Source organism: Kitasatospora sp. NPDC052868 (assembly GCF_044547105.1).
In the GTDB taxonomy this organism is placed as follows: Bacteria; Actinomycetota; Actinomycetes; order Streptomycetales; family Streptomycetaceae; genus Kitasatospora.
This window is the reverse complement of sequence record NZ_JBITZW010000030.1, coordinates 41,534-63,485: the sequence shown is the minus strand read 5'-3', so window position 1 is coordinate 63,485 and position 21,952 is coordinate 41,534. Positions and strand designations below refer to the sequence as shown.

Below are 21,952 nucleotides of genomic sequence, written 5' to 3'. Positions count from 1 at the left end.
GGGCCCGCACAGATCGCCGACAGCCCCCAGGCCGTGGCGGACACGGCCTGGGGGCTGCAGTCTGAGAGCTAGAGCTTCTCCACCGGGGCGTAGCGCAGCAGCAGCTGCTTGCGCCCGTCCGTGCCGAAGTCCACCGTGGCCTGCGCCTTGTCCCCGACGCCGGTGGTGGCCACCACCGTGCCCAGGCCGAAGGTGTCGTGGGTGACGCGGTCCCCGACCGCCAGCGCCACGACCTCCCGCTCCACCGCACGCCGCGCCGACTGGCCCCAGCCCGCCTTCGGCGAGGCCGCCGCACCGCCGCGCGCCGACCCGCGCGAGCCGCCGCCCGACCCGGCGAAGCCGCCGGACCCGCTGGAGTAGCCGCGCGAGGCCGGCGCCGATGCCGCACCCTTGCGCTTCCACTCCACCAGCGTCTCCGGGATCTCCTCCAGGAACCGCGAGGCCGGGTTGTACGCGGGCTGGCCCCACGCACTGCGCAGCACCGACCGCGTCAGGTACAGCCGCTCCCGCGCCCGGGTCAGCCCGACGTACGCGAGTCGCCGCTCCTCCTCCAGCTCCTTGACCTGGTTGAGCGCCCGCATGTGCGGGAAGATGCCGTCCTCCATGCCGGTCAGGAAGACCACCGGGAACTCCAGGCCCTTGGCGGTGTGCAGGGTCATCATCGTGATGACGCCCTGGCCCTCCTCGTCGTCGTCCGGGATCTGGTCGGAGTCGGCGACCAGCGCGACCCGCTCCAGGAAGTCGGCCAGCGAGCCGACCGGCGGCGCGCCGTCCTCACCCGCGTCGGGCCGCTCGCCCGGGTCCTGCTCGTACTCCAGCGCCACCGAGGCGAGCTCCTGGAGGTTCTCCACCCGCGTCTCGTCCTGCGGGTCGGTGGAGGACTGCAGCTCCGCGAGGTAGCCCGTCTCCTCCAGCACCGCCTCCAGCACCGCGGCCGGTCCGGCTCCGGACGCCACCACCTGGCGCAGCCCGGCCAGCAGCTCGTTGAACTTGCGCACCGCGTTCGCCGAGCGCGCCGCCATCCCGTACGCCTCGTCGACCCGGACCAGCGCCTGGGCGAAGGAGATCCGCTCGCGCGCGGCCAGCGCGTCGATCATCGCCTCGGCCCGGTCGCCGATACCCCGCTTGGGCACGTTGAGGATCCGGCGCAGCGGCACGGTGTCCTCCGGGTTGGAGAGCACCCGCAGGTACGCCAGGACGTCCCGGACCTCCTTGCGCTCGTAGAAGCGCACCCCGCCGACCACCTTGTAGGGCAGGCCGACCCGGATGAACACCTCCTCGAACACCCGGGACTGGGCGTTGGTCCGGTAGAAGATCGCGACGTCGCCGGGCTTGGCGTCGCCCTTGTCGGTCAGCCGGTCGATCTCGTCGGCGATGAACTGGGCCTCGCCGTGCTCGTCGTCGGCGACGTAGCCGATCACCTTCTCGCCGTGGTCGCCGGCCGTCCAGAGCTTCTTCTCGCGCCGGCTGGTGTTCCGCTCGATGACGGCGTTGGCGGCGCTGAGGATGGTCTGGGTGGAGCGGTAGTTCTGCTCCAGCAGGATCGTCGTCGCGTTCGGGTAGTCCTCCTCGAACTGGAGGATGTTGCGGATCGTGGCGCCGCGGAAGGCGTAGATCGACTGGTCGGCGTCACCGACCACGCAGAGCTCGGCGGGCGGCACCTCGGAGAGCCGCCCGGCCGCCGGGTTCACGAAGTCCCCGTCGACGGTGCGCTTGGGGGCGGTCGTGGCGGTGCCGCCGCTGAGCTCGCGCACCAGCATGTACTGGGCGTGGTTGGTGTCCTGGTACTCGTCGACCAGGATGTGCCGGAACCTGCGGCGGTAGTGCTCGGCGACGTCGGGGAAGGCCTGCAGCAGGTTCACCGTGGTCATGATGATGTCGTCGAAGTCCAGCGCGTTGGCCTCGCGCAGGCGCCGCTGGTAGAGGAAGTACGCCTCGGCGAGCTTCTTCTCCGTCGGGTTGGCGGCCTGGTCGGCGTAGGTCTCCTCGTCGATCAGCTCGTTCTTGAGGTTGCTGATCTTCGCGGTGAAGGACTTCGGCGGGAACTGCTTCGGGTCGAGGTCGAGATCCCGGCAGACCAGGGACATCAGCCGCTGGGAGTCGGCCGAGTCGTAGATCGAGAACGACGAGGTGAAGCCGAGCAGCTTGGACTCGCGGCGCAGGATCCGCACGCAGGCGCTGTGGAAGGTCGACACCCACATGGCCCGGGCGCGCGGCCCGACCAGCTGCTCGACGCGCTCGCGCATCTCGCCGGCCGCCTTGTTGGTGAAGGTGATCGCCAGGATCTCGCCCGGCTGCACCCCGCGGGCGCCCAGCAGGTAGGCGATCCGGTGGGTGAGCACCCTGGTCTTGCCGGAGCCGGCGCCGGCCACGATCAGCAGCGGCGCGCCGGCGTGCAGCACGGCCTCGCGCTGCGGCTCGTTCATCCCCTCCAGCAGCTGCGCCGGGTCCACCACCGTCCGGGCCGCGCCGTTGCGGTAGTAGGCGTCCCGCTCGGTCTCGGCGGCGTGGTCGGTCTGGAAGAGCCCCTCGGGGATGGCCTCCTCGTACGCGTCGTACGGGAGGTCGTCCTCGTACGGCGGCGCCTCCTCGTCGAGGGGCGCGGCACCGCCGGGCTGCTGCTTCGACCCGGCGGCGGGCGCCTCGAAACCGGGGAGCGGGAGGTTGTCAAAGAGGCTACTCATGGCACTCCGAGTCTATGGCCAGGCACTGACAAGCCCGCCCGGTCCGCGGGAATCCGGACCGGGCGGGCCTGTCGGCGGCGGGCGTCAGACCAGACGCCGGACGTCAGACCAGGCGGCGGGCGGTGGCCCAGCGGGTCAGCTCGTGCCGGTTGCTGAGCTGGAGCTTGCGCAGCACCGCGGAGACGTGGCTCTCCACGGTCTTCACCGAGATGAACAGCTGCTTGGCGATCTCCTTGTACGCGTAGCCGCGCGCGATCAGCCGCAGCACCTCGCGCTCGCGCTGGGTCAGCCGGTCCAGGTCCTCGTCCACCGGCGGGGTGTCGGTCGCGGCGAAGGCGTCCAGCACGAAGCCGGCCAGCCGCGGGGAGAACACCGCGTCGCCGTCGGAGATCCGGAAGATCGCGTTGACCAGGTCGGTGCCGGTGATCGTCTTGGTGACGTAGCCGCGCGCGCCGCCGCGGATCACGCCGATCACGTCCTCGGCCGCGTCGGAGACGGACAGCGCGAGGAACTTCACGCCCTCCCGTCGGCCGCCGCCCTTGTCCGCGCCGCCGCGCGCCGCCCCGGCCGGCTGCTCGCCCATCAGCCCCGCCGAGCGGCGCAGCACCTCGACCCCGCCGCCACCGGGCAGGTGGACGTCGAGCAGCACCACATCGGGCATGGTCTCGGCGACCACCCGGACCGCCGACTCCACGTCGTCGGCCTCGCCGACCACGTCGATGCCGGTCGTCTCGGTGCGCCCGATCTCGGCCCGGACCCCGGTGCGGAACATCCGGTGGTCGTCGACCAGGACGACCCGCGCGACCCTCCCCCCGCCGTCGGCCGGGGGCACCCCCATCGGCGCTGCGTCAGTCATTCGCTCTCTCCATCTCCAGCTCGACCTCGGTGCCGCCGTCCGGCGCGGGCCGCACCCGTGCGGTGCCGCCGTTGCGCTTCATCCGGCCGATGATCGACTCGCGGACACCCATCCGGTCCTCGGGCACCGTCTCGGGGTCGAAGCCGGGACCGTGGTCGCGTACGAACACCGACACCGTCTTCCCCTCCACCTCGGCGTAGACCTGGACCGGTCCCCCGCCACCGTACTTGGCCGCGTTGACGGTCGCCTCCCTCGCGGCCTGTATCTGGGCCGCGATCCGCTCGTCCATCGCGCAGTCGCCGACCACGACGACCTCGACCGGCACCCCGTGGCGGTCCTCGACCTCGGCGACCACCGCGCGCAGGCTCTCCGCCATGGTGTCCGGCGCGGCCTCGGCGGCGGCCTCCGGGCGGTAGAGCCACAGCCGCAGCTCGCGCTCCTGGGCGCGGGCCAGCCGCAGCACCTCCTTGGGGTCCTCGGCCCGGCGCTGGATCAGGGTCAGGGTGTGCAGCACCGAGTCGTGGACGTGCGCGGCGATCTCGGCGCGCTCCTGGGCCCGGATGCGGGCGGTGCGCTCGGCGCCGAGGTCCTGCCACATCCGCAGCGCGTACGGGCCGACCAGGACCAGGACGCCGACCAGCACCGCGAGCGAGGCCTCGACGACCGAGCCGAGCGTGGAGCCGCTGCCCTGCATGGCGAGGAAGGCGATGGTGCCGGCGACCACCAGCAGGACGCCGGCGCCGACCCGGGTGTAGGCGCCGCGCCGCTTCTCGCCCTCCTCCAGGCCGAACCAGCGCTGCCAGCGGGAGTCGTCGGCCTGCCGCCAGACCAGCGCGACGCCGACGCCGATCGCCAGCAGCGGCCAGGTGTAGGGCTTGGCGGTCTGCCAGCCGAGCGCGCTGAGCAGCGCGATCAGGCCGATCACCAGCATCACCAGGGCGGCGAGCTGCCAGAGGCCGCCCTGGCCGGACGCGGCGGCCGGCCTGGCCGGGGCGTTCTCGTCCCCCGGGGCTCCGCCCGCGGGGACGGGCTCGCCCTGGAAGGTGTGCTGGAGCAGCTCGCGCAGCCGGCCGAGCCGGCCGCGCCGCCCCTTGTTCAGCGCCGTGCCCGGGGCCTGTCCGGCCCCGGCGGGCACGAAGGCGCCGTTGACGTAGACCCACTGGGCGCCGCCGCGGTGCGAGGGCTCGCCGATGCCGATCGGCACCACGAACCAGAAGGCCGCGTACAGCAGCACCCCGATGCCCTGGGCGAGGAACAGCAGCACGAAGGCGACCCGGACCCAGGCCACCGGCAGCCCGAGGTGCACCGCGAGCCCGTGGGCGACCCCGCCGAGCATCCGCCCCTGCGGGCTGCGGTAGAGCCGCCGGTACGGCGGGCGGCCCTCACCGGGCACGGCCGGGTCGGGGCCCGCCGACGGGGCGTCGGGGACGAGGGGGCGGGGATCGGTGCCGGGTGCTGCCACGGCACCGATGGTTCCACGCGGGCGGGCCCGGGCGCATCAGGGTGGAGCCCTACCCGTTCTCAGGGACAAGTCAGGGTCCGGACAGGGCCGGGCCCGGTTGGGCGGGGGCCCGGAAGCCACCAGGATGGTGGGCATGACGGAAGACCACCTCACCCAGGAGAGCGGGCTCGGCACCCCTGCGGAGCCGGAACGCCCCCCGCTGACCCGTACCGAGCACCACCGCGTGGTGGCCGGCGTGTGCGGCGGCCTCGGCCGGCACCTGGACATCGACCCGGTGGTCTTCCGCGTCGTGACGGTGGTGCTCTGCCTCTCCGGCGGGCTCGGCCTGTTCCTGTACGGGCTGGCCTGGCTGGTCGTCCCGACCGAGCCCGTCCCCGACGGCAAGGGCGGCAGCCGGGCGGGGCGCACCGAGCTCCAGCGGGTGCTCACCGGGCGGGTGGACGGCCAGTCGGTCGGCGCGGTGCTGCTGACCGTGATCGGCACCGGGGTGTTCTTCTCCTCGATGGGCGACGGGGACCAGATGTTCCCGCTGCTGCTGCTCGGCGCGCTGGTCTTCCTGGCCGTGCGCTACGACCCGGAGCGCCGCCGGACCGGCCGGCTCCGCGGGCGCCGGCACGGCCGACGGCACCACGCCGGCCCCTACGACCGATTCTTCCCGGGCTCCGAGGCCGGGTCCGAGGCCTCGGCCTCCGGGTACAGCTGGCCGCGCGCGGAGGCGGCCGAGGCGGCGCGCGAGCGGCACGCCCAGGAGCGGGCGGCCGGGACGGTCCCCGCCGACACCCCGCACGCCGGCCCGACCGGCTACCTGTGGGACCCGCGCCACCCCGAGCGCAACCCGTACGGCGAGTCGGCCCCGGCCTCCGCCGTCACGGCACCGCCCGGCACGCCGACCACCCCGCCGTTCGGCGCGACGACCCCGCCGCCCGGGGCGCCCGCCCAGCCGTGGTGGCAGCGCCCCGACCTGCCGAAGGGGGACCCGCTGCGCAAGGGCGGCGGCCCGGCCGCCCCGCCGCCGCCGGCGGTCCGCCGCCGGCGCCGCGAGCACTCCGTGCTCGGCCTGGTGGGCCTGCTGCTGGCGGCCGGCGCGGCCAGCGCGGTGTGGTCCTCCTCGGCGGGCCACAGCACCACCGTGGTGGGCTCCGCCGCCCTGGCCACCGCCCTGCTGGTGGTCGGTCTGACGCTGCTGGTCGGGGCGAAGTTCGGCCGGGCCCGGAAGCTCGCCGTGGTCGGGCTGCTGCTCACCCTGGCGCTGGCCTTCGCCGGCCGCTCGCCCGACTCGCTGCAGAACGCGGTCGGCGAGCGGTCCTGGACGGTCTCCTCCGCGGCCGGGCTGCAGCCCGAGTACGTGCTGGGGGCCGGCGAGATCCGGCTGGACCTGCACGCCCTCGACCCGGCCGGCGCCACCGTGTCGACCACCGTCGAGCTCGGGGCGGGCCAGCTGAACGTCGTCCTGCCGCCGGACGTGACGGTGAACCTGAAGACCCGTCTGCTGCTCGGCAGCGTCCAGGCCCCCGGTGAGCCGCTCACCAGCAAGGGCACCACCCGCACCTACCAGTACCACCCGTTGAACGGTCAGACATCCAAGGGCACGCTCGACCTCCAGCTGACGGTCGGGCTCGGCGACATCAAGGTGGTCCAGTCGTGAGGAAGCACCAGCTCGATCTGTTCTCGCTGATCGCGGGGGGGCTGTTCACCGTGATCGCGGTGCTCTACCTGGTGGCGGCGCTGAACGACATGTCGGTGAACGGCCGGATCGTCATCCCGGTGACGTTCATCGTGCTCGGCCTCGGCGGCCTGGCCGGGGCGGTCGCGGCGGTGGCCCGGCGCGGCCGGACCGACGCACCGGAGTAGGGCCGTCAGCTCTGCAGCGGCCCGAGGTTCAGCTTGTCGCCGTCCTTGGTGACGCCGTACCGGGGCAGCGGCTTGGTCGCCGGGCCGTTGACCACCGCGCCGGTGGCCGCGTCGAACCGGGAGCCGTGGCACGGGCAGTACAGCTGCCCGTTCTTCGGCGCGTCCACCGCGCAGCCGGAGTGCGTGCACACCGCGGAGAGGCCGCAGTACTGGCCGGCCTTGGGCTGGACGATGTAGACGGCGTCACCACTGGCCGGGTCCTTGACCTGGGCCGAACCGCCGACCGGGACGCTCGCCGCGGCCACCGAGGGGGGCGGCCCGGCGGGGCTGACCGGGGCGGCGGACTGCTTGGGCCCGACGGCCTTGCGGTCCCGCCCGAAGGTGGCGGTCAGCGAGCCGGTGAGCAGCCCCGCGCCGCCGATCGCGACGGCCGCGATCCCGCCGTCCACCAGCGCCCGCCGCTTGACGTGGCTCTCGCGCAGCCCGCGGGTGCGGTCCCGGGCGGCCCGCCTGGCGAGGTAGCCGTCCAGCGAGAGGTACGGGGTGCCGGCCAGGATCAGCGGGGTCCAGGCCATCAGGTAGATCAGGTCGTTGCCGAGGTAGTACGGCGAGACGTTCCAGCTGACGGTCAGCCAGAGGCTGAGGTTGATCAGCGCGCCGCCGAGCGCCGCGACCCGGCCCCAGAGGCCGAGCAGCGTCCCGAGGCCGACCGCCAGCTCGCCGAAGGCGATGGCCAGGGCGAACAGGGTCGGTGCGTCCAGGGGCGCGCCGAGCAGGAACGAGATCGGGCTGGAGCCCTTGGCCGCCTGGGTCTGCGAGACGAAGGAGGCCGGGTCCCCCGCGCCCGCCAGGTAGTGCGAGTCGGCGAGCTTGTCCAGCGAGGCGTACACGAAGGTGATGCCGAGGAAGATCCGCAGCGGCAGCAGCGCGTACTGCGCGGCGAACGCCTTGCCCCGGGCCGCCCGCTCGGCTCTGCCGGTCGCCTCCGCACCGACCACCCCGGAGCTGCTGGCCTCCGACATCGCTCACACCTTCCCTCACGGCCTGCCGCACTCTGACAGGTCCGGTCCGCATTCTGCACGTTTCCGAACGCATTCGGGGGACGGCCCACCCGGCGAACGCCCGGTACACCGCGAACGGCCGCGCCGCCGCTCCCTTGTATACGGGAACGACGACGCGGCCGTTCAATGCCGGTTCACATCCGGCGGGGAGTGCTCACTCCCACTCGATGGTGCCCGGCGGCTTGCTGGTGCAGTCCAGCACCACGCGGTTCACATCGCGGACCTCGTTGGTGATCCGGGTGGAGATCTTCGCCAGCACCTCGTACGGCAGGCGCGACCAGTCGGCCGTCATGGCGTCCTCGGAGGACACCGGGCGCAGCACGATCGGGTGGCCGTAGGTGCGGCCGTCGCCCTGGACGCCGACGCTGCGGACGTCGGCCAGCAGCACGACCGGGCACTGCCAGATCTCCCGGTCCAGGCCGGCCGCGGTGAGCTCCTCGCGGGCGATCGCGTCGGCCTCGCGCAGCAGGTCCAGGCGCTCGCGGGTGACCTCGCCGACGATCCGGATGCCCAGGCCCGGGCCCGGGAACGGCTGGCGCTGGACGATCTCCTCCGGCAGGCCGAGCTCCTGGCCGACCATCCGGACCTCGTCCTTGAACAGCTTGCGCAGCGGCTCGACCAGCTGGAACTGCAGGTCCTCGGGCAGGCCGCCGACGTTGTGGTGCGACTTGATGTTCGCGGTGCCGGTACCGCCGCCGGACTCCACCACGTCCGGGTACAGGGTGCCCTGGACCAGGAAGTCCACCGACTCGCCGTGCTCGCCGGCCTCGGCCACGATCTCGGCCTGCGCCTGCTCGAAGACCCGGATGAACTCCCGGCCGATGATCTTGCGCTTCTCCTCCGGGTCGCTGACGCCCTTCAGCGCGTCGAGGAAGCGCTCCTGCGCGTCGACGACCTTCAGCTGGACGCCGGTGGCCGCGACGAAGTCCTTCTCGACCTGCTCGGTCTCGCCCTTGCGCATCAGACCGTGGTCGACGTAGACGCAGGTGAGCTTGGAGCCGATGGCCTTGTTGACCAGGGCCGCCGCCACCGCGGAGTCCACGCCGCCGGACAGGCCGCAGATCGCGCGCCGGTCGCCGACCTGGGCGCGGATCAGCGCGACCTGCTCCTCGACCACGTTGCCCGTGGTCCAGGTCGGGGCGAGGCCCGCGCCGCGGTAGAGGAAGTGCTCCAGGATCTGCTGGCCGTGGTCGGAGTGCAGCACCTCGGGGTGGTACTGGACGCCGTAGAGGCGGGCCTCGTCGTTCTCGAAGGCGGCGACCGGGACGACCGCGGTGGAGGCGGTGACGGTGAAGCCCTCGGGGGCGGCGGAGCAGGCGTCGCCGTGCGACATCCACACCGAGTGCTCCGCCGGGACGCCCTCGAACAGGGTCGAGCCGGAGCGGGAGACGGTCAGCGGGGTGCGGCCGTACTCGCGGGCGCCGCTGTTGTCGACGGTGCCGCCGAGCGACACGGCCATCAGCTGGAAGCCGTAGCACATGCCGAAGACCGGGACGCCGGCCTCGAAGATCGCGCGGTCGATCTGCGGCGCGCCCTCCTCGTAGACCGACGACGGGCCGCCGGAGAGGATGATCGCTTTCGGGTTCTTGGCGAGCATCTCGGCGACCGGCATGGTGCTCGGCACGATCTCGCTGTAGACCCGGGCCTCACGCACCCGACGGGCGATGAGCTGGGCGTACTGGGCACCGAAGTCGACCACCAGGACGGTGTCGGTCTCAGGTACGGACTGAACGGGAATAGCAGAGGACACGGACGGCCTTCCGGCAGCGGTACGAAAGGTGTCGCGCGCAGCGCGTCCTTCGAGGGTGGCGCCGGGCGACGGGCGGGGGTCTGAGGACGAGTCTACCGGCCGCCGCGTTTCACTCGTCTGCCCCGCCGTGCGGCCGTGACCGGCCGGGCGGCCGGTTCGTTGCTCCTGACGACCGTACGACCGCGCCGCGCCCGCCAGGTGCGCCGCCTCCGCCCCGGCCAGGGGCGCCGCCGTACGGGCTTGCAGGACCACGCGTGGAGCTCATCCCAGTCCACCGGCGCGCGTGGCGCCGCCGCGGTCCCGGCCCTGCCGGGAGCGGTGCGCCGTGGGACCGTGCGCGGGTGCCGCGGCCGGCCAGCAGGGGACAGCGACCCCGGCCGCGACTGGACCAAGGAGGTGGGGTGGTCGGCTTCCGGGGACGCCCGGAGGTCGACCGCCGCACCCCGGCGCGACCCCGGCGCACACCTTTCACCGTCCCGCGCCGCTACGCGCGTCCCTGTGCGCTCCGGCCTAAACCACTACTCACCGTGATCATCGATGCCGCCTGCCCGCGCCCTCCCCGAGGCCGCCGAGCGGGTCCGAGACGGATGCCCCGAAGCGGCCCGGCCGAAAATGGACTGTGCCGAAGTGTGCCGAATCGGTTGCAGAGCAAGCCCTTCGTCCAGCACGATGCTGGTGGACGGGGTTCTCCCGGCGGCTACCGGCCGACCGTGGGGCGCCTGTCCCGCTGCCACCGAGACCCGCGGTGACAACGATTATCACCTCACGCTCCGTGAGCGCGGGCCCGGCGCAGGCATGCACGCCGACCCGCCGCACCGCGAGCGTGCGCGCCCCGCGTGACCGGCCCACCCGCGCCGGAGCCGCGACGGCGCGCCCGACGAGCCAACCGACGCGACGGCGCTCCTCCCCCGGCGCCGTCACCCCAGCACCGGCGCAGCCCTGACGCCGCGTGCTGAACGACAAAGGGCCCCGTTCCCCCGCGGGGCCCTTTGCCCTGTCCGGAGCCGGCCGGGCGCCCCCGGGAGCGCACGGCGGGCCGGGTGCGCGCCGTGCACACCCGGCCCCGCGCGCCCGGCCCCGCGCGCGGCTACGGCTGCTTGCGCCAGACGCTCGGGTCGGGGGTGTCCTCACCGGGCGCCCGCTCGGCGGGCGGCGCGGCCGGGCCGGAGGGCGGCGTCTCGTGCGAGCCGATCACCTCGCCCACCCCGACCGCCGGGGTGTCCGCGGCCACCGGGCCGGGCTGGTACGCCTCCGGACCCGACCCGTACGGCGCGCCCTGCCCGGGGATGCCACCGGGCGCCGCGGCGGCCGGTCCGCCGCCGCGCAGCGCCACCAGGGCCGGCGGCACCGCCAGCGCGCCGATCGCCGCCCAGACCACGTTGGCCGCCAGCACGGTGGCGAACACCAGGCCGACCGAGAACTCGCGCCCGCTCTCGCCGCGTCCGCTGAAGGCGCCGCTGCCCGAGGAGGTCGTCGTGACCAGGACGCCGGCCACCGTCATCAGCAGGGTCAGTCCGACCGCGTACACGACGGCCAGCCGGATCCGGTCCAGCGCGTCCAGTCGGCGCTTGTAGGCCGTCCAGCCGAGGAAGCCCACCGCGGCCAGCGCCAGCAGTCCGGCCCAGCGCCAGTCGGCGGTCTCGCCGTGCAGGTCGAAGAAGGAGAGCTCCTCCCCCGGGCTGTCCGAGTCGCCGTAGCCGGAGCCGTCGTAGCCGCCCTCGTAACCGGTGGAGCCCTGGCCCGCCAGGGCGGTCGCCCCCGAGCCCACCCCGAGCAGGATCAGGCCGAGGTTCGGCAGGAACGCCAGGGAGACGCCGGTCTGCCAGCCCTCGTCCTGCGCGGCGACCACGATGAACGCGACCAGCGAGGAGAGGCCGACCGCCAGCGCCAGCGCCCGGCCCGCCGTCAGCCCGGCCACCGCCCAGCCGCGGATCGTGCGGTTGCGCCAGGCCGCCCAGCGCAGCGCGTCCGTGCCGTGGACGGCGAAGGCGAGCAGCCCCGCGAGCAGCAGCGTCCAGCCGGCCGCCTCCACCCAGCCGGAGTCGGCGACGTACTGGAGGCCGCCGTAGGAGTCGCCGGAGGATCCGAAGCTGCCGTACCCGGTCCGGCCCTCGATCGCGGGGCGCCAGGTGGCCCCGCCGACCAGTCCGAGCAGCATGGTCACAGCGGCCGCGAGCACGGCGGTCCGCAGGGCCTCGCCGGCCGCCTGCGACCTGGTCGACTGCGCGCCGGTACGGGCCTGGCGCAGTCGGGCCCCGGCCCGCAGGCCGAGCCAGAGCGTGAACAGCCACAGCACGGTGACCGTCATCGGCACCGCCCGCAGCAGGATGTCCGAGCTGCTTTCCGACCTCAGCATCCGGCCCGAGAAGCCCAGCTTGAAGGGTGCGCCGAGCGCGCCCAGGGCCATCGCCAGGGTCATCCCGAAGCGGTCGCCGAACTCGGGCGTCTCGGCGACTCCGCCGAGGTCGTAGTCGCTCGGGATGGCCGCGATCAGTGCCGCCAGCAGCAGGACGGCGGTCGGCGCGATCACCGCCTTGAGCGCCGGGCGCCAGTCCGAGCCGGTCAGCCAGAGCAGCGCGGCGGGCTGTGCGGCGGCCGCGTCGTACGGTGTGCCGGCCCCCCAGCCGCCCACCGCCGGAGGGACGACGGGCGGGGCGTGGCCCGGCGGGGCGCCGGCCGGCGGCGGGTAGGAGGGCGGCCCGGCCGGTGGCGGCCCGTAGGAGACCGGCGGCCCGGCGGGCGGCGCGGCCGGCGGCGGAGGCGGTGCCAGCGGCCTGCCGCACGAGGCGCAGGCAAGCGCACCCTCCGCCGAAGCCGCGCCGCATGATGCGCAGATGGCCATTCCCGCGATCCCCCCGTCAGAGCGAGTTCCCTGGTCCCCCCAGGAAGCCCCGTTTATCCCATCGGGTGCGGACGGCTGTCAACCGCCATGGGCATGGCGCGCATTGGGGCGCTCGGGCGGTCAGCTCCCCCGCTTCGGCACCTCGGGAACCGCGAGCAGCGGCAGCCGCAGCGCACCGAAGGCGTCCTTCGGCACGGCCGGCTCCAGCGGGGCCACCGCGGCGACCCGCCGGTACTCCTCGCCGACGGCCGGGCGCGGGTCCTCCTCGCCCTTGTTCGGCCACATCGACATGGCGCGCTCGGCCTGTGCGGTGATCGTCAGCGAGGGGTTGACGCCCAGGTTGGCGGAGACCGCCGAGCCGTCGACCACGCTGATCCCGGGGTACCCGTAGAGCCGGTGGTACGGATCGACCACCCCGTTCTCCGGGGAGTCGCCGATCGTGCAGCCGCCGAGGAAGTGCGCCGTCATCGGGATGTCGAAGATCTCGCCGACGGTGCCCCCGGGGAACCCGTTGATCTCGGTGGCCAGCGCCTGGGCGCCCTGCTCGGCGGCCGGGATCCAGGACGGGTTGGGCGCGCCGTGGCCCTGACGGGAGGTCAGCTGCCCCTTGCCGAGGCCCTTCTTCTTCAGCGAGACGGTGATGGAGTTGTCCAGCGACTGCATCACCAGTCCGATGATGGTCTTCTCCGACCAGCGGTGCTGGTTCACCGACCGGGCGAAGTTCACCGGGTGGCGGGCCGCGGTGCCCAGGTAGCGCAGCCAGCGCGGGCCTCGTCCGACGCCCTTGACCTGCATGATCGACAGCGCGCCCATGGCGTTGGAGCCCCGGCCGTAGCGCACCGGCTCGATGTGGGTGTTCGCGTCCGGGTGGATCGAGGAGGTGATCGCGACGCCCTTGGTGAAGTCCACCCGGGAGCCGTACCGCCGGTCGGTGGTCTGCGCGCCGACCAGCGCCTCCGAGTTGGTGCGGGTCAGCTCGCCGAGCCGGCCGGAGATCCGGGGCAGGTGGCCGCCGTCGCGCATCCGGTGCAGCAGCGCCTGGGTGCCGTAGGTGCCGGCCGCGACCACCACCCGGGCGGCGGTGATGGTCCGGGCACCGGCCTTCACCCGGTCGGTGGTGGAGCGCGCGTCGGTGCGGCGCACGTCCACCGCGAAGCCCTCGGTGCCGTCGGCCCCGGCGAGCTCGCGGATCCGGGCCACCGTGGTGAGCGGGTGGATCTCGGCGCCGCCCTGCTCGGCCAGGTGGAGGTAGTTCTCGGTGAGCATGTTCTTGGCGCCGTGCCGGCAGCCGGTCATGCACTCGCCGCACTCCGTGCAGGCCTTGCGCTTCGGCCCCGCGCCGCCGAAGTACGGGTCCTCGATCTCGGTGCCGGGGGCGGCGTGGGCGGTGCGGTCGGAGTCCTCGCCGTCGCCGAAGAAGACCCCGACCGGCGCCATGTGGAAGGTGTCGCCGACGCCCATCCGCTCGGCGGCGGCCTTGAGGTGGACGTCGGAGGGGGTGACGGTCGGGTTGAGGCGCACCCCGAGCATCCGCTGCGCCTGGTCGTAGAACGGCGCCAGCTCCTCCTGCCAGTCGGTGATGTGGCCCCACTGGCGGTCCTCGAAGAACGCCTTGGGCGGCACGTACAGGGTGTTGGCGTAGTTCAGCGAGCCGCCGCCGACCCCGGCGCCGGCCAGGATCAGCACGTTGGCCAGCAGATGGATCCGCTGGATGCCGTACAGGCCGAGCCTGGGCGCCCACAGGTAGTTGGCCAGATCCCAGGAGTTCCTGGGCAGTTCACCGCGCTCGAAGCGCCGCCCGGCCTCCAGGACGGCGACCCGGTAGCCCTTCTCGGTCAGCCGGAGCGCGGAGACCGCGCCGCCGAAGCCGGAGCCGATCACGACCACGTCGTAGTCGAACTCGCGATCACCGCGGGACCCCACCATGTGCCACTGCTCCTTCGGGAAGAGAACCGATGTCGGGGACGGTCCGGGGACCGGCTACTTGAACCGCAGGGCCTTCAGCACCCGCAGCCCGCCGGTGAACACCGCGGCGAACTGCCGGTCGTCCAGCCCGAGCGAGGGCGCGAGCGGCAGCAGCCGCTGGGTGGCGATGGTCTGCGCCTCGGTGAACCGCAGGATGCCCTCGGCGCCGTGGCGCCGGCCGAGCCCGGACTCGCCCATCCCGCCCATCGGTGCGCCGACCGAGCCGTACGCCGCCGCGAAGGCCTCGTTGACGTTGACGGTGCCGGTGCGCAGCCGGGCCGCGATCGACCGGCCGCGCCGCCGGTCCTTCGTCCAGACGCTGGAGTTCAGGCCGTACGAGGTGGCGTTGGCGGCCTCGACCGCCTCGTCCTCGGTGTCGAAGCGGTAGACCGCGACCACCGGGCCGAAGGTCTCCTCGGCGCAGACCGCCATCTCGGGGGTGACGCCGTCCAGGATGGTCGGCTCGTAGAAGAACGGGCCGAGGTCGGGCCGGGGGCGGCCGCCGGCCACCACGGTGGCCCCTGCCTTGACCGCCTCGTCCACGTGCCGGGTGGTGGCGTCCAGCTGCCGGACCGAGACCAGCGATCCCATGTCCGCGCCGTACGCCAGGCCGCCGCCCAGGCGCAGCGCCCTGGTGCGCTCGGCGAACCTCGCCAGGAACTCGTCGGCCACCGAGTGGTGGACCAGCAGGCGCTCGATCGAGATGCAGAGCTGGCCGGCCGAGGAGAAGCAGGCCCGGACGGCCCCCTCGGCGGCCCGGTCGAGGTCGGCGTCGGCGAGCACCAGCATGGCGTTCTTGCCGCCGAGTTCCAGCGAGGCGCCGACCAGCCGGGCGGCGGCGCGCTGCGCGACGTCCCGGCCGGTGCGGGTGGAGCCGGTGAACGAGACGTAGTCGGCGTGCTCGACCACCGCCGGTCCGATCACCGGGCCGTCGCCGACCACGATCTGCCAGAGGTCGGCCGGCAGCCCCGCCTCGACCAGCAGTTCGCGGGCCCAGAGCGCGGTCAGCGCGGTCTGCGTGTCCGGCTTGTTGACCACCGCGTTGCCGGCCACGAAGGCGGGCAGCGCATCGCCGATGGACAGCTCCAGCGGGTAGTTCCACGGCGAGATGTGGCCGATCACGCCCTTGGGCCGACGGCCCTCGACGACGTGGGTGAGCACCGGCAGCGCGCCGCCGCGGCGCTTGTCGCGCAGGTAGGTGTGCGCGGCCCGCCCGTAGTGCCGGGCGGCCAGGGCTACGGCCAGCACCTCCTCGAAGGCGTGCAGCCTGGCCTTGCCGGTCTCGGCCTGGATCAGGTCGAGCACCTCGTCCTGTCGCCTGAGCAGCAGGTCGTGGAAGCGCAGCAGGACGGAGGCCCGGCGGCGGACCGGCTGGGCGGCCCAGCTGTGCTGGGCGCGGCGGGCCAGCTCGTACGCCACCTCGACGTCGGCCGGGGTGGACTGCGGCAGGCTCGCCAGCCGCTCGCCGGTCAGCGGGGCGACGGTCTCCACGAGGGCGGGCTCCCCGGCGGCGGTGATGCCGGCGGCGAGGCGGGCGACCAGCGAGGACGGGACGGCCGAGGCGACGGTGCGGCCGCCGCCGGGCGCGGCGGGGTTGCCGGCCTCCGGGCCGGGCTGCTCGGCGGCCGGTACATCTGCTGTGAGGTCCGTCATACGGCGCAGCCTAGGCGCTCGGCGGCCGGTTCGGTACCCGTCGGTAACAACAAACTGCCGGTGCCGTCCGAAACCACCCGACGGGTGGGTTCAGCGGGTCGGGGTGAAGTGGTTGAGCACCGTGGTGAAGCGCTGCTCGCCCTCGGTCCAGTCCTTCTCCTTGTCCGGGCAGGACAGGTAGATGGCGTAGCCGGTGCCGTCGCCGTCGATGAACTCCGCCTCGATGGCGCGCCGGCGCCCGCCCTCCTTGGCCGCGTAGCTGAACTCCCAGACGGCCGCGTCGTGGCCGTTCACCTGGACGCTGGTCAGCTTGTGCTGGCGGTACTCCTTCAGCTTGGAGACGGTGGTCTCCATCTGCTGCAGGTGCTCCAGCGGCTTGACCGACTGGCCGACGGTGACCGCGAACTGCAGGTAGTGCGACTTGGCGTCGGGGCTGTAGAAGATCTGGTTCGCGGTGTCCGTGCTGCGCTGCCACACCGGGACGCCGGACGGCAGCGGGAAGCGGAAGCCCGCCGGGTCGTCCACCCAGCGGTAGCCGGTCGGCGCGGCGGCGGCGGTGTCGACCGGCTCCGGCCCGGCCGTGAGGGTCGGCGTCGGATCGGCGGCCGGTGTGCCGCCGCCGTGGCGGGTCGCGAGGTACGTCGCCCCGGCGGCCAGCACGGCGACGGCCAGGGCGGTACCCGCGATCTGCAGCACTCTGCGGCGCCTGGCGGGGCCACGCGCGGGCGTGACGGGGTGCGAGACGGGCGCGACCGGTGCGGTGTGCGCCTCGGGGCCCGTGGGCGCGCCCACGGCCTCGACGGCGCCGGCCTGGCCCGCCGCGGCGGCCGGCTGCGGCGCGGTGACCGCCTCCGACCCGCCCGTGTCCCCGAACCCGTCTCCGGACCCGTCCCCGGCCGCGGACTCGGCCTCGGCCGGACCGTCGTTGCGGTCCACCACCGGCACCGTCCGGGTCGGCGTCTTCAGCGGCGCGACGGGCTTGAGGCCGACGGTGTGCCCGGCCTGCACCTCGCCCAGCATCCGGGCCGCCTCGTCCGCGGTCGGCCGGTCGGCCGGGTCCTTGGCCATCAGCGCGGCCAGCACCGGGCCCAGCGGCCCGGCCCGCCGCGGCTCCGGCAGCGGCTCCCCGACCACCGCGGCCAGCGTGGTCAGCGGCGAGGTCCGGCGGAACGGCGACTCGCCCTCCACCGCCGCGTACAGCGTCGCGCCCAGGCCCCACAGGTCGGAGGCCGGCCCGGGGCGCTCGCCCTGGGCCCGCTCGGGGGCCAGGTAGTCCGGCGAGCCGACCAGGTCGCCGGGCCGGGTCAGCTCGGCCGAGCCCTCGTAGGTCGCGATGCCGAAGTCCAGCAGCACCACCCGCCCGGTGCCGCGCTCCAGCAGCACGTTGGCGGGCTTCACGTCCCGGTGCAGCACACCCAGTTGGTGGCCCCGGTGCAGCGCGGCCAGCACCTGGGCGCCGACCTCGGCGGCGGCCCGCGGCTGCAGGGTGCCGTCCTGGCTGATCACATCGGCCAGCGAGCGGCCGTCGACCAGCTCCATCACGATCCACGGCCGGCCGTCCTGCTCCAGCACGTCGTGGACGGTGATCACGCCGGGGTGCTTGATCCGGGCGGCCGCGCTGGCCTCCCGCTTCATCCGGGCGTGCAGGATCTGCAGCTCCTCCTCGGGGAGGTGGCTGACGGTCAGCTCCTTGACCGCGACCTCGCGGTCCAGCATCCGGTCCCAGGCCCGCCAGACCGTGCCCATGCCGCCACGGCCAAGCCGCGCGCCCAACTCGTAGCGGCCGGCCAGCAGCCGCTCCGCGTCGGGCGCCTGTGGCCCGTCCTGCACGCCCATCGGTGACCGCTCCCCCTCATCCACCTGCCGTCACCGCGACGGAGGGCCCGGTGCAGACCACTGTTCGAACAAATCCCATGCACACATTAGGCGCAGCGACCGTACCCCGGTAATCTCCCCCGGCCGCAGTGGAGGCGGCGGGGGCGCGACGGGCACCGTCAGCCTGCGAACAGCACCACGGCCGCCACCCCGAGCACCAGCAGCACCAGGATCCCACCGACCAGCAGCGGGCCCAGCATCACCGGAGGTATCCGGGGCGGCCGGGCCGGGCCGGCCTCGCCCGCGCCCTCGGCCGGCTCCGCCGACCGTCCGCCGCGCCATCGCTGACGCGGCACCAGCGGCACCAGCGGCCCGTCCGGGCGCAGCGCGAGCACCCGCCCGGCCCGCTCCCCGTCGACCGGCTCCGGCGCGCCGGCCAGCAGCGCCGCCAGCTCCCGCTGGACCTGCTCCGCCGTGGGCCGGATCGCCGGGTCGGGCTGGAGCAGCCGCTCCACCAGCGGCGCCAGCGGCCCGCACACCACGGCCGGCTCGCGCCGCCCGTCCCGGACCGCCGTCACCAGCTCCGGCACCCCGCCGTCCGGGAACGGCGAGCGGCCGGTGACCAGCCGCTGCAGCAGCACGCCCAGCGCCCAGCAGTCCCCGGCCGGGCCGCCGTCCAGCGGCCAGCGCTCCGCCACCGGGCCGACCAGGGTGGCCCGGACGTCGTACCGGCGCCGGCCGCCCGGCCCGCCGAGCTCCTCGGCGAGCGCCTCCTCGGCCACCCCGGGGAGCAGTCCGCCGAGCAGGGCCGCACCGTCCTCGCAGACCAGCACCGCATCGGTGGTGACGTTCCCGTGCACGATCCCGGCCTCGTGCAGCGCCCGCAGCGCGCCCGCGAGGTCCGCCGCCAACTCGGCCGCCCGGTACGGCGGCACCGGGCCGGCCGCGGCCAGCGCGGCCAGCGACGCCCCGGCCGGGTGCTCCTCGACCGTCCACAGCAGGCCGCCCTCGACGAAGGCCCCGGCCCCCTGCAGCAGCCGCGGGTGCGTCGGCGCGGCGGAGCCGACCGCCGCCACCCGGCGGACCAGCCGCTCGCCCTGCTCGGGCACCGGGTCGTCCGGATCGTGACCGCTCGTCAGCAGGGCCGGCAGCTCAAGGCCGCGCAGCAGCACGGCGGCGCCGGTCCGCTCGTCCACCGCGAGCGCGCGCACCGCCTCCGGGTGGTCCGTCAGCCGGTATCGCCCTGCCAGAACCTGCCCCGGGCCCGCTCGCATGCGTGTTCCTCTCGCTCGCCGCCCAGCCTAGTTGGCCCCGGTGGACACCCCGATCGTTACCCTCGGTCCATGGACTGGACCGATCTGATCGACGCGGCCTTCGATGTGGCCGGCAACAGCAACAGTGACACCCGGGCCGAGGCTCTGCGCACCGTGGAGGCGAACGTCGTCCCCGACGAGAGGCCGGTCGCCTCGACCGCCGGACGGCACCCCGACCACTTCCGCCGGGGTGTCCTGGTTCTCACCACCCGGCGGCTGCTCTTCCTGAAGGACGGCAAGCCGCCGGTCCCGGTTCCGCTCTCCGCGGTGACCGACGCGACCGTCAGCAGGACCAGGATCAACGGCGAGGTGCTGCTGGTGGTGGCGCTGACCGGCTCGCACCGGTTCGAGGACGTGGTGAAGGCCGAGGTGTTCGCCGAGCAGGTCCGCGCGGCCGCCCAACTGGCCCGCGACGCCGCGCAGCAGGCCCTCGCGGCCCCGGCCGCCGCGCCGGTGGCGGCCTCCTCCGGGGCGGAACTGCTGGACCAGCTGGAGCGGTTGGCCTCCCTGCACCAGGCCGGGGCGCTCACCGACGAGGAGTTCGCCCGCGCCAAGCAGCGCCTGATCGGCTGAGCCGCCGTCGGCCGCCGACCGCCGCGGAGCGGGTGACGGCCGGGGTTACGGCGCCGGTTGGAAGGTGTCGAACGCGGTCTGCCGGGCCTGGGCGTTCGCGGGCGAGCCCCACTCCGCGTCCGGGGTGGTCCAGTAGATCGCGTAGCCGTACTTGGCCGGGGTGCCGGTGACGAAGCCCCGGTTGAGCGAGTGCATCCGCGGGCTGCCGAAGGTCCACTCCCAGTCGGCGGCGTTGCTCCACTCGCGGTAGGTGAGGGCCTGCAGCGTCACCCGCTGGTAGTTGGTCAGCTGTCCTCGCAGCCCGGGCTCGGACTCCTGCCAGTCCGCGACGGCGCTCGGGCCGGGCGAGGTGGTCCACTCGATCTTCAGGGTGCTGCCGTTGCCCTTGAAGGTGCGGCGGATGGACTCCGAGCCGGCCGGCTGCAGCCAGTCCGGCAGCACGATCGAGAAGCCGGACGGGTCCTTGTACTCGTGGTACCCGGCCGGCACCGTCGCACCGGTCGGCGCCGGAGCGGCCGGAACCGGGGCGACCGGGGTCGTCACGGGGGGCGCGACCGGCGTCGTGGACACCGGCGCGACCGTGGCCGGCGCCGGCGGCGCCGCCTCGGTCGGCGAAGACGCCGCCGTGCCGCCGCCGGTGGCCGTCACCGCCGCGGACGCGGGCGCGGCCCCGCCGGTCGCCACCGGGGAGGTCGAACCGGCACCGGTCGCCGAGCCGTCCTCGGAGCCGCCCAGCGCCTGGACCACCGCCACCACCCCGGCGATCAACAGCAGCACCAGCACCACCGCGACCACGGCGAGCCGCCGCCGGCCCTTGCGAGGGTCGGCCCCGGCCGCCTGGGTCGCGCCGCGGGTCCACTCGCCGCTCATCGTCCGGACCGGATCGGGTCCCGGCGCGGCGGCCTCCCCCTTCTCCGGGACCGAGGCGTCCGAGACGGCCGAGGCAGCCGACGTGCCCGAGGCGGCCGGAGCGGCCTTCTCCTCGTCCCGCGCCCGGCTCCCCACCCGGACGGTGCCGAACAGCCCGCCGATGGTCCGCCTCCCGGCCGGCGCGTCACCGCCGGCGCCCTGGCCCTCCGTGAGGCCGTTCGGGTCCTTCGAGTCCTTGAAGTCCTTGGCGCTCTTGGCGTCCTTGTCGCCCTTGGCGTCGCCGGAGTCCGCCGGCGCCACCGGCACCGCGTGCTCGGTGGTCGACTCGGCCCGCGCGGTCGCCTCGGCGGCCACCCGCCTGAGCATCGAACGGGTCTGCGAGGCGTCCAGCCGCTTGGCCGGATCCTTCTCCAGCAGTCCCTCGATCACCGGCCGCAACGACCCGGCGTTGTACGGCGTGCCGAGGTCCTCGGTCATCACCGCGGTCAGGGTGGCCAGCGCCGACCCCCGGTCGTACGGCGGGCGGCCCTCCACCATCGCGTACAGCGTGCCGCCCAGCGACCACAGGTCGGCCGGCGGACCGGGCTTCTGCCCCCGGGCCCGCTCCGGGGATATGTACGAGGGCGCGCCGACCAGCATCCCGGTGGAGGTCACCGAGGCGTCGCCCTCCACGCTGGCGATGCCGAAGTCGGTGAGCACCACCCGGCCGTCCTCGCCGATCAGCACATTGGACGGCTTCACGTCACGGTGCAGGATGCCGAGCGCATGGGCGGCTCCCAGCACGCCCAGCACGTCGAGCGCGATCCCGGCGGCCCGGGCGGGCGCCAGCGGCCCGTCCTCCTTGATCACGTCCGCCAGCGAGCGGGACTCGACCAGCTCCATCACGATCCACGGCCGGTCGTCCTCCTCGACCACGTCGAAGACGGTGACCGCCGAGCCGTGCCTGATCCGCGCCGTCGCCTTGGCCTCGCGCAGCGTACGGACGATCAGCCGGTGCTTCTCGTCCTCGTCCACGCTGCCGTGCATCCGCAGTTCCTTGACCGCGACGATCCGGCCGAGCATCTCGTCCTCGGCCCGCCAGACGGTACCCATGCCGCCGCGGCCGAGCACCGCGTCCAGCCGGTAGCGTCCGGCCAGGAGGCGGCCGGTGGAACCCTGCGCCTGGCTCATTCGGAACGCTCCCCCATGTGCTGCCGGCCTGTCGACGTGACGGCGTATCGGCCCGACGCCGGACCGGAATGCCAAGCCTCCATCATC

14 protein-coding genes and 1 pseudogene are annotated in these 21,952 nt (G+C 74.4%); 3 read left to right on the top strand and 12 right to left on the bottom strand.

Annotated features, from left to right (window positions below; genetic code table 11):
• Window positions 1–68 precede the first annotated feature (68 nt).
• The 3 genes from pcrA to ACIGZJ_RS32770 form a co-directional block, all read right to left on the bottom strand.
• The gene (gene pcrA, locus ACIGZJ_RS32780; RefSeq protein WP_392939814.1) at window positions 69–2,684 is read right to left on the bottom strand and encodes a DNA helicase PcrA; all 2,616 of its coding nucleotides are present in this window, start codon (window positions 2,682–2,684) and stop codon (window positions 69–71) included.
• 103 nt (window positions 2,685–2,787) lie between these two features.
• Window positions 2,788–3,540 carry a LuxR C-terminal-related transcriptional regulator gene (locus ACIGZJ_RS32775; protein ID WP_387948357.1) on the bottom strand — a complete coding sequence of 251 codons (753 nt, stop codon included), beginning with the start codon at window positions 3,538–3,540 and terminating at the stop codon, window positions 2,788–2,790.
• Entirely contained in the window at window positions 3,533–4,876 is a 1,344-nt protein-coding gene (locus ACIGZJ_RS32770) for a PspC domain-containing protein (RefSeq protein ID WP_396460699.1), read from the bottom strand. The genes ACIGZJ_RS32775 and ACIGZJ_RS32770 overlap by 8 nt, the downstream gene beginning before the upstream one ends.
• Window positions 4,877–5,135: 259 nt before the next feature.
• Between ACIGZJ_RS32770 and ACIGZJ_RS32765 the strand changes: the two genes are divergently transcribed.
• Both ACIGZJ_RS32765 and ACIGZJ_RS32760 read left to right on the top strand, forming a co-directional pair.
• Complete coding sequence (locus ACIGZJ_RS32765) at window positions 5,136–6,647, top strand: PspC domain-containing protein (RefSeq protein ID WP_396460685.1); 1,512 nt, start codon at window positions 5,136–5,138, stop codon at window positions 6,645–6,647.
• Window positions 6,644–6,853: a hypothetical protein gene (locus ACIGZJ_RS32760; protein ID WP_392939819.1), complete on the top strand. Its 210-nt coding sequence runs from the start codon at window positions 6,644–6,646 to the stop codon at window positions 6,851–6,853. The genes ACIGZJ_RS32765 and ACIGZJ_RS32760 overlap by 4 nt, the downstream gene beginning before the upstream one ends.
• 5 nt (window positions 6,854–6,858) lie before the next feature.
• Here ACIGZJ_RS32760 and ACIGZJ_RS32755 read toward each other — a convergent pair whose 3' ends face one another.
• From ACIGZJ_RS32755 to ACIGZJ_RS32720, 8 genes and pseudogenes are all read right to left on the bottom strand, one after another.
• Window positions 6,859–7,158, bottom strand: a complete 300-nt coding sequence (locus ACIGZJ_RS32755) for a ubiquinol-cytochrome c reductase iron-sulfur subunit (protein ID WP_396460698.1) — start codon at window positions 7,156–7,158, stop codon at window positions 6,859–6,861.
• Between the two features lie 186 nt (window positions 7,159–7,344).
• Window positions 7,345–7,875, bottom strand: a pseudogene (locus ACIGZJ_RS32750) (DoxX family membrane protein); the annotation flags it as partial.
• Window positions 7,876–8,068: 193 nt separating this feature from the next.
• Entirely contained in the window at window positions 8,069–9,652 is a 1,584-nt protein-coding gene (gene guaA, locus ACIGZJ_RS32745) for a glutamine-hydrolyzing GMP synthase (protein WP_392939888.1), read from the bottom strand.
• 1,099 nt (window positions 9,653–10,751) lie between these two features.
• The gene (locus ACIGZJ_RS32740; protein ID WP_396460684.1) at window positions 10,752–12,296 is read right to left on the bottom strand and encodes a hypothetical protein; all 1,545 of its coding nucleotides are present in this window, start codon (window positions 12,294–12,296) and stop codon (window positions 10,752–10,754) included.
• A gap of 330 nt (window positions 12,297–12,626) precedes the next feature.
• On the bottom strand, window positions 12,627–14,432 hold the full coding sequence (locus ACIGZJ_RS32735) for an FAD-dependent oxidoreductase (RefSeq protein WP_396460683.1): 1,806 nt from the start codon (window positions 14,430–14,432) through the stop codon (window positions 12,627–12,629).
• 54 nt (window positions 14,433–14,486) lie between these two features.
• Complete coding sequence (locus tag ACIGZJ_RS32730; RefSeq protein ID WP_396460682.1) at window positions 14,487–16,124, bottom strand: succinic semialdehyde dehydrogenase; 1,638 nt, start codon at window positions 16,122–16,124, stop codon at window positions 14,487–14,489.
• A 90-nt stretch (window positions 16,125–16,214) separates the two neighbouring features.
• Entirely contained in the window at window positions 16,215–17,960 is a 1,746-nt protein-coding gene (locus tag ACIGZJ_RS32725; protein WP_396460681.1) for a serine/threonine-protein kinase, read from the bottom strand.
• Window positions 17,961–18,118: 158 nt separating this feature from the next.
• The gene (locus ACIGZJ_RS32720; protein WP_396460680.1) at window positions 18,119–19,213 is read right to left on the bottom strand and encodes a hypothetical protein; all 1,095 of its coding nucleotides are present in this window, start codon (window positions 19,211–19,213) and stop codon (window positions 18,119–18,121) included.
• Between the two features lie 69 nt (window positions 19,214–19,282).
• Between ACIGZJ_RS32720 and ACIGZJ_RS32715 the strand changes: the two genes are divergently transcribed.
• On the top strand, window positions 19,283–19,825 hold the full coding sequence (locus ACIGZJ_RS32715) for an SHOCT domain-containing protein (protein ID WP_396460679.1): 543 nt from the start codon (window positions 19,283–19,285) through the stop codon (window positions 19,823–19,825).
• 45 nt (window positions 19,826–19,870) lie between these two features.
• Here ACIGZJ_RS32715 and ACIGZJ_RS32710 read toward each other — a convergent pair whose 3' ends face one another.
• Window positions 19,871–21,865 (bottom strand): serine/threonine-protein kinase, encoded by a 1,995-nt coding sequence (locus ACIGZJ_RS32710; protein ID WP_396460678.1) that lies wholly within the window; start codon window positions 21,863–21,865, stop codon window positions 19,871–19,873.
• Window positions 21,866–21,952: the final 87 nt, after the last annotated feature.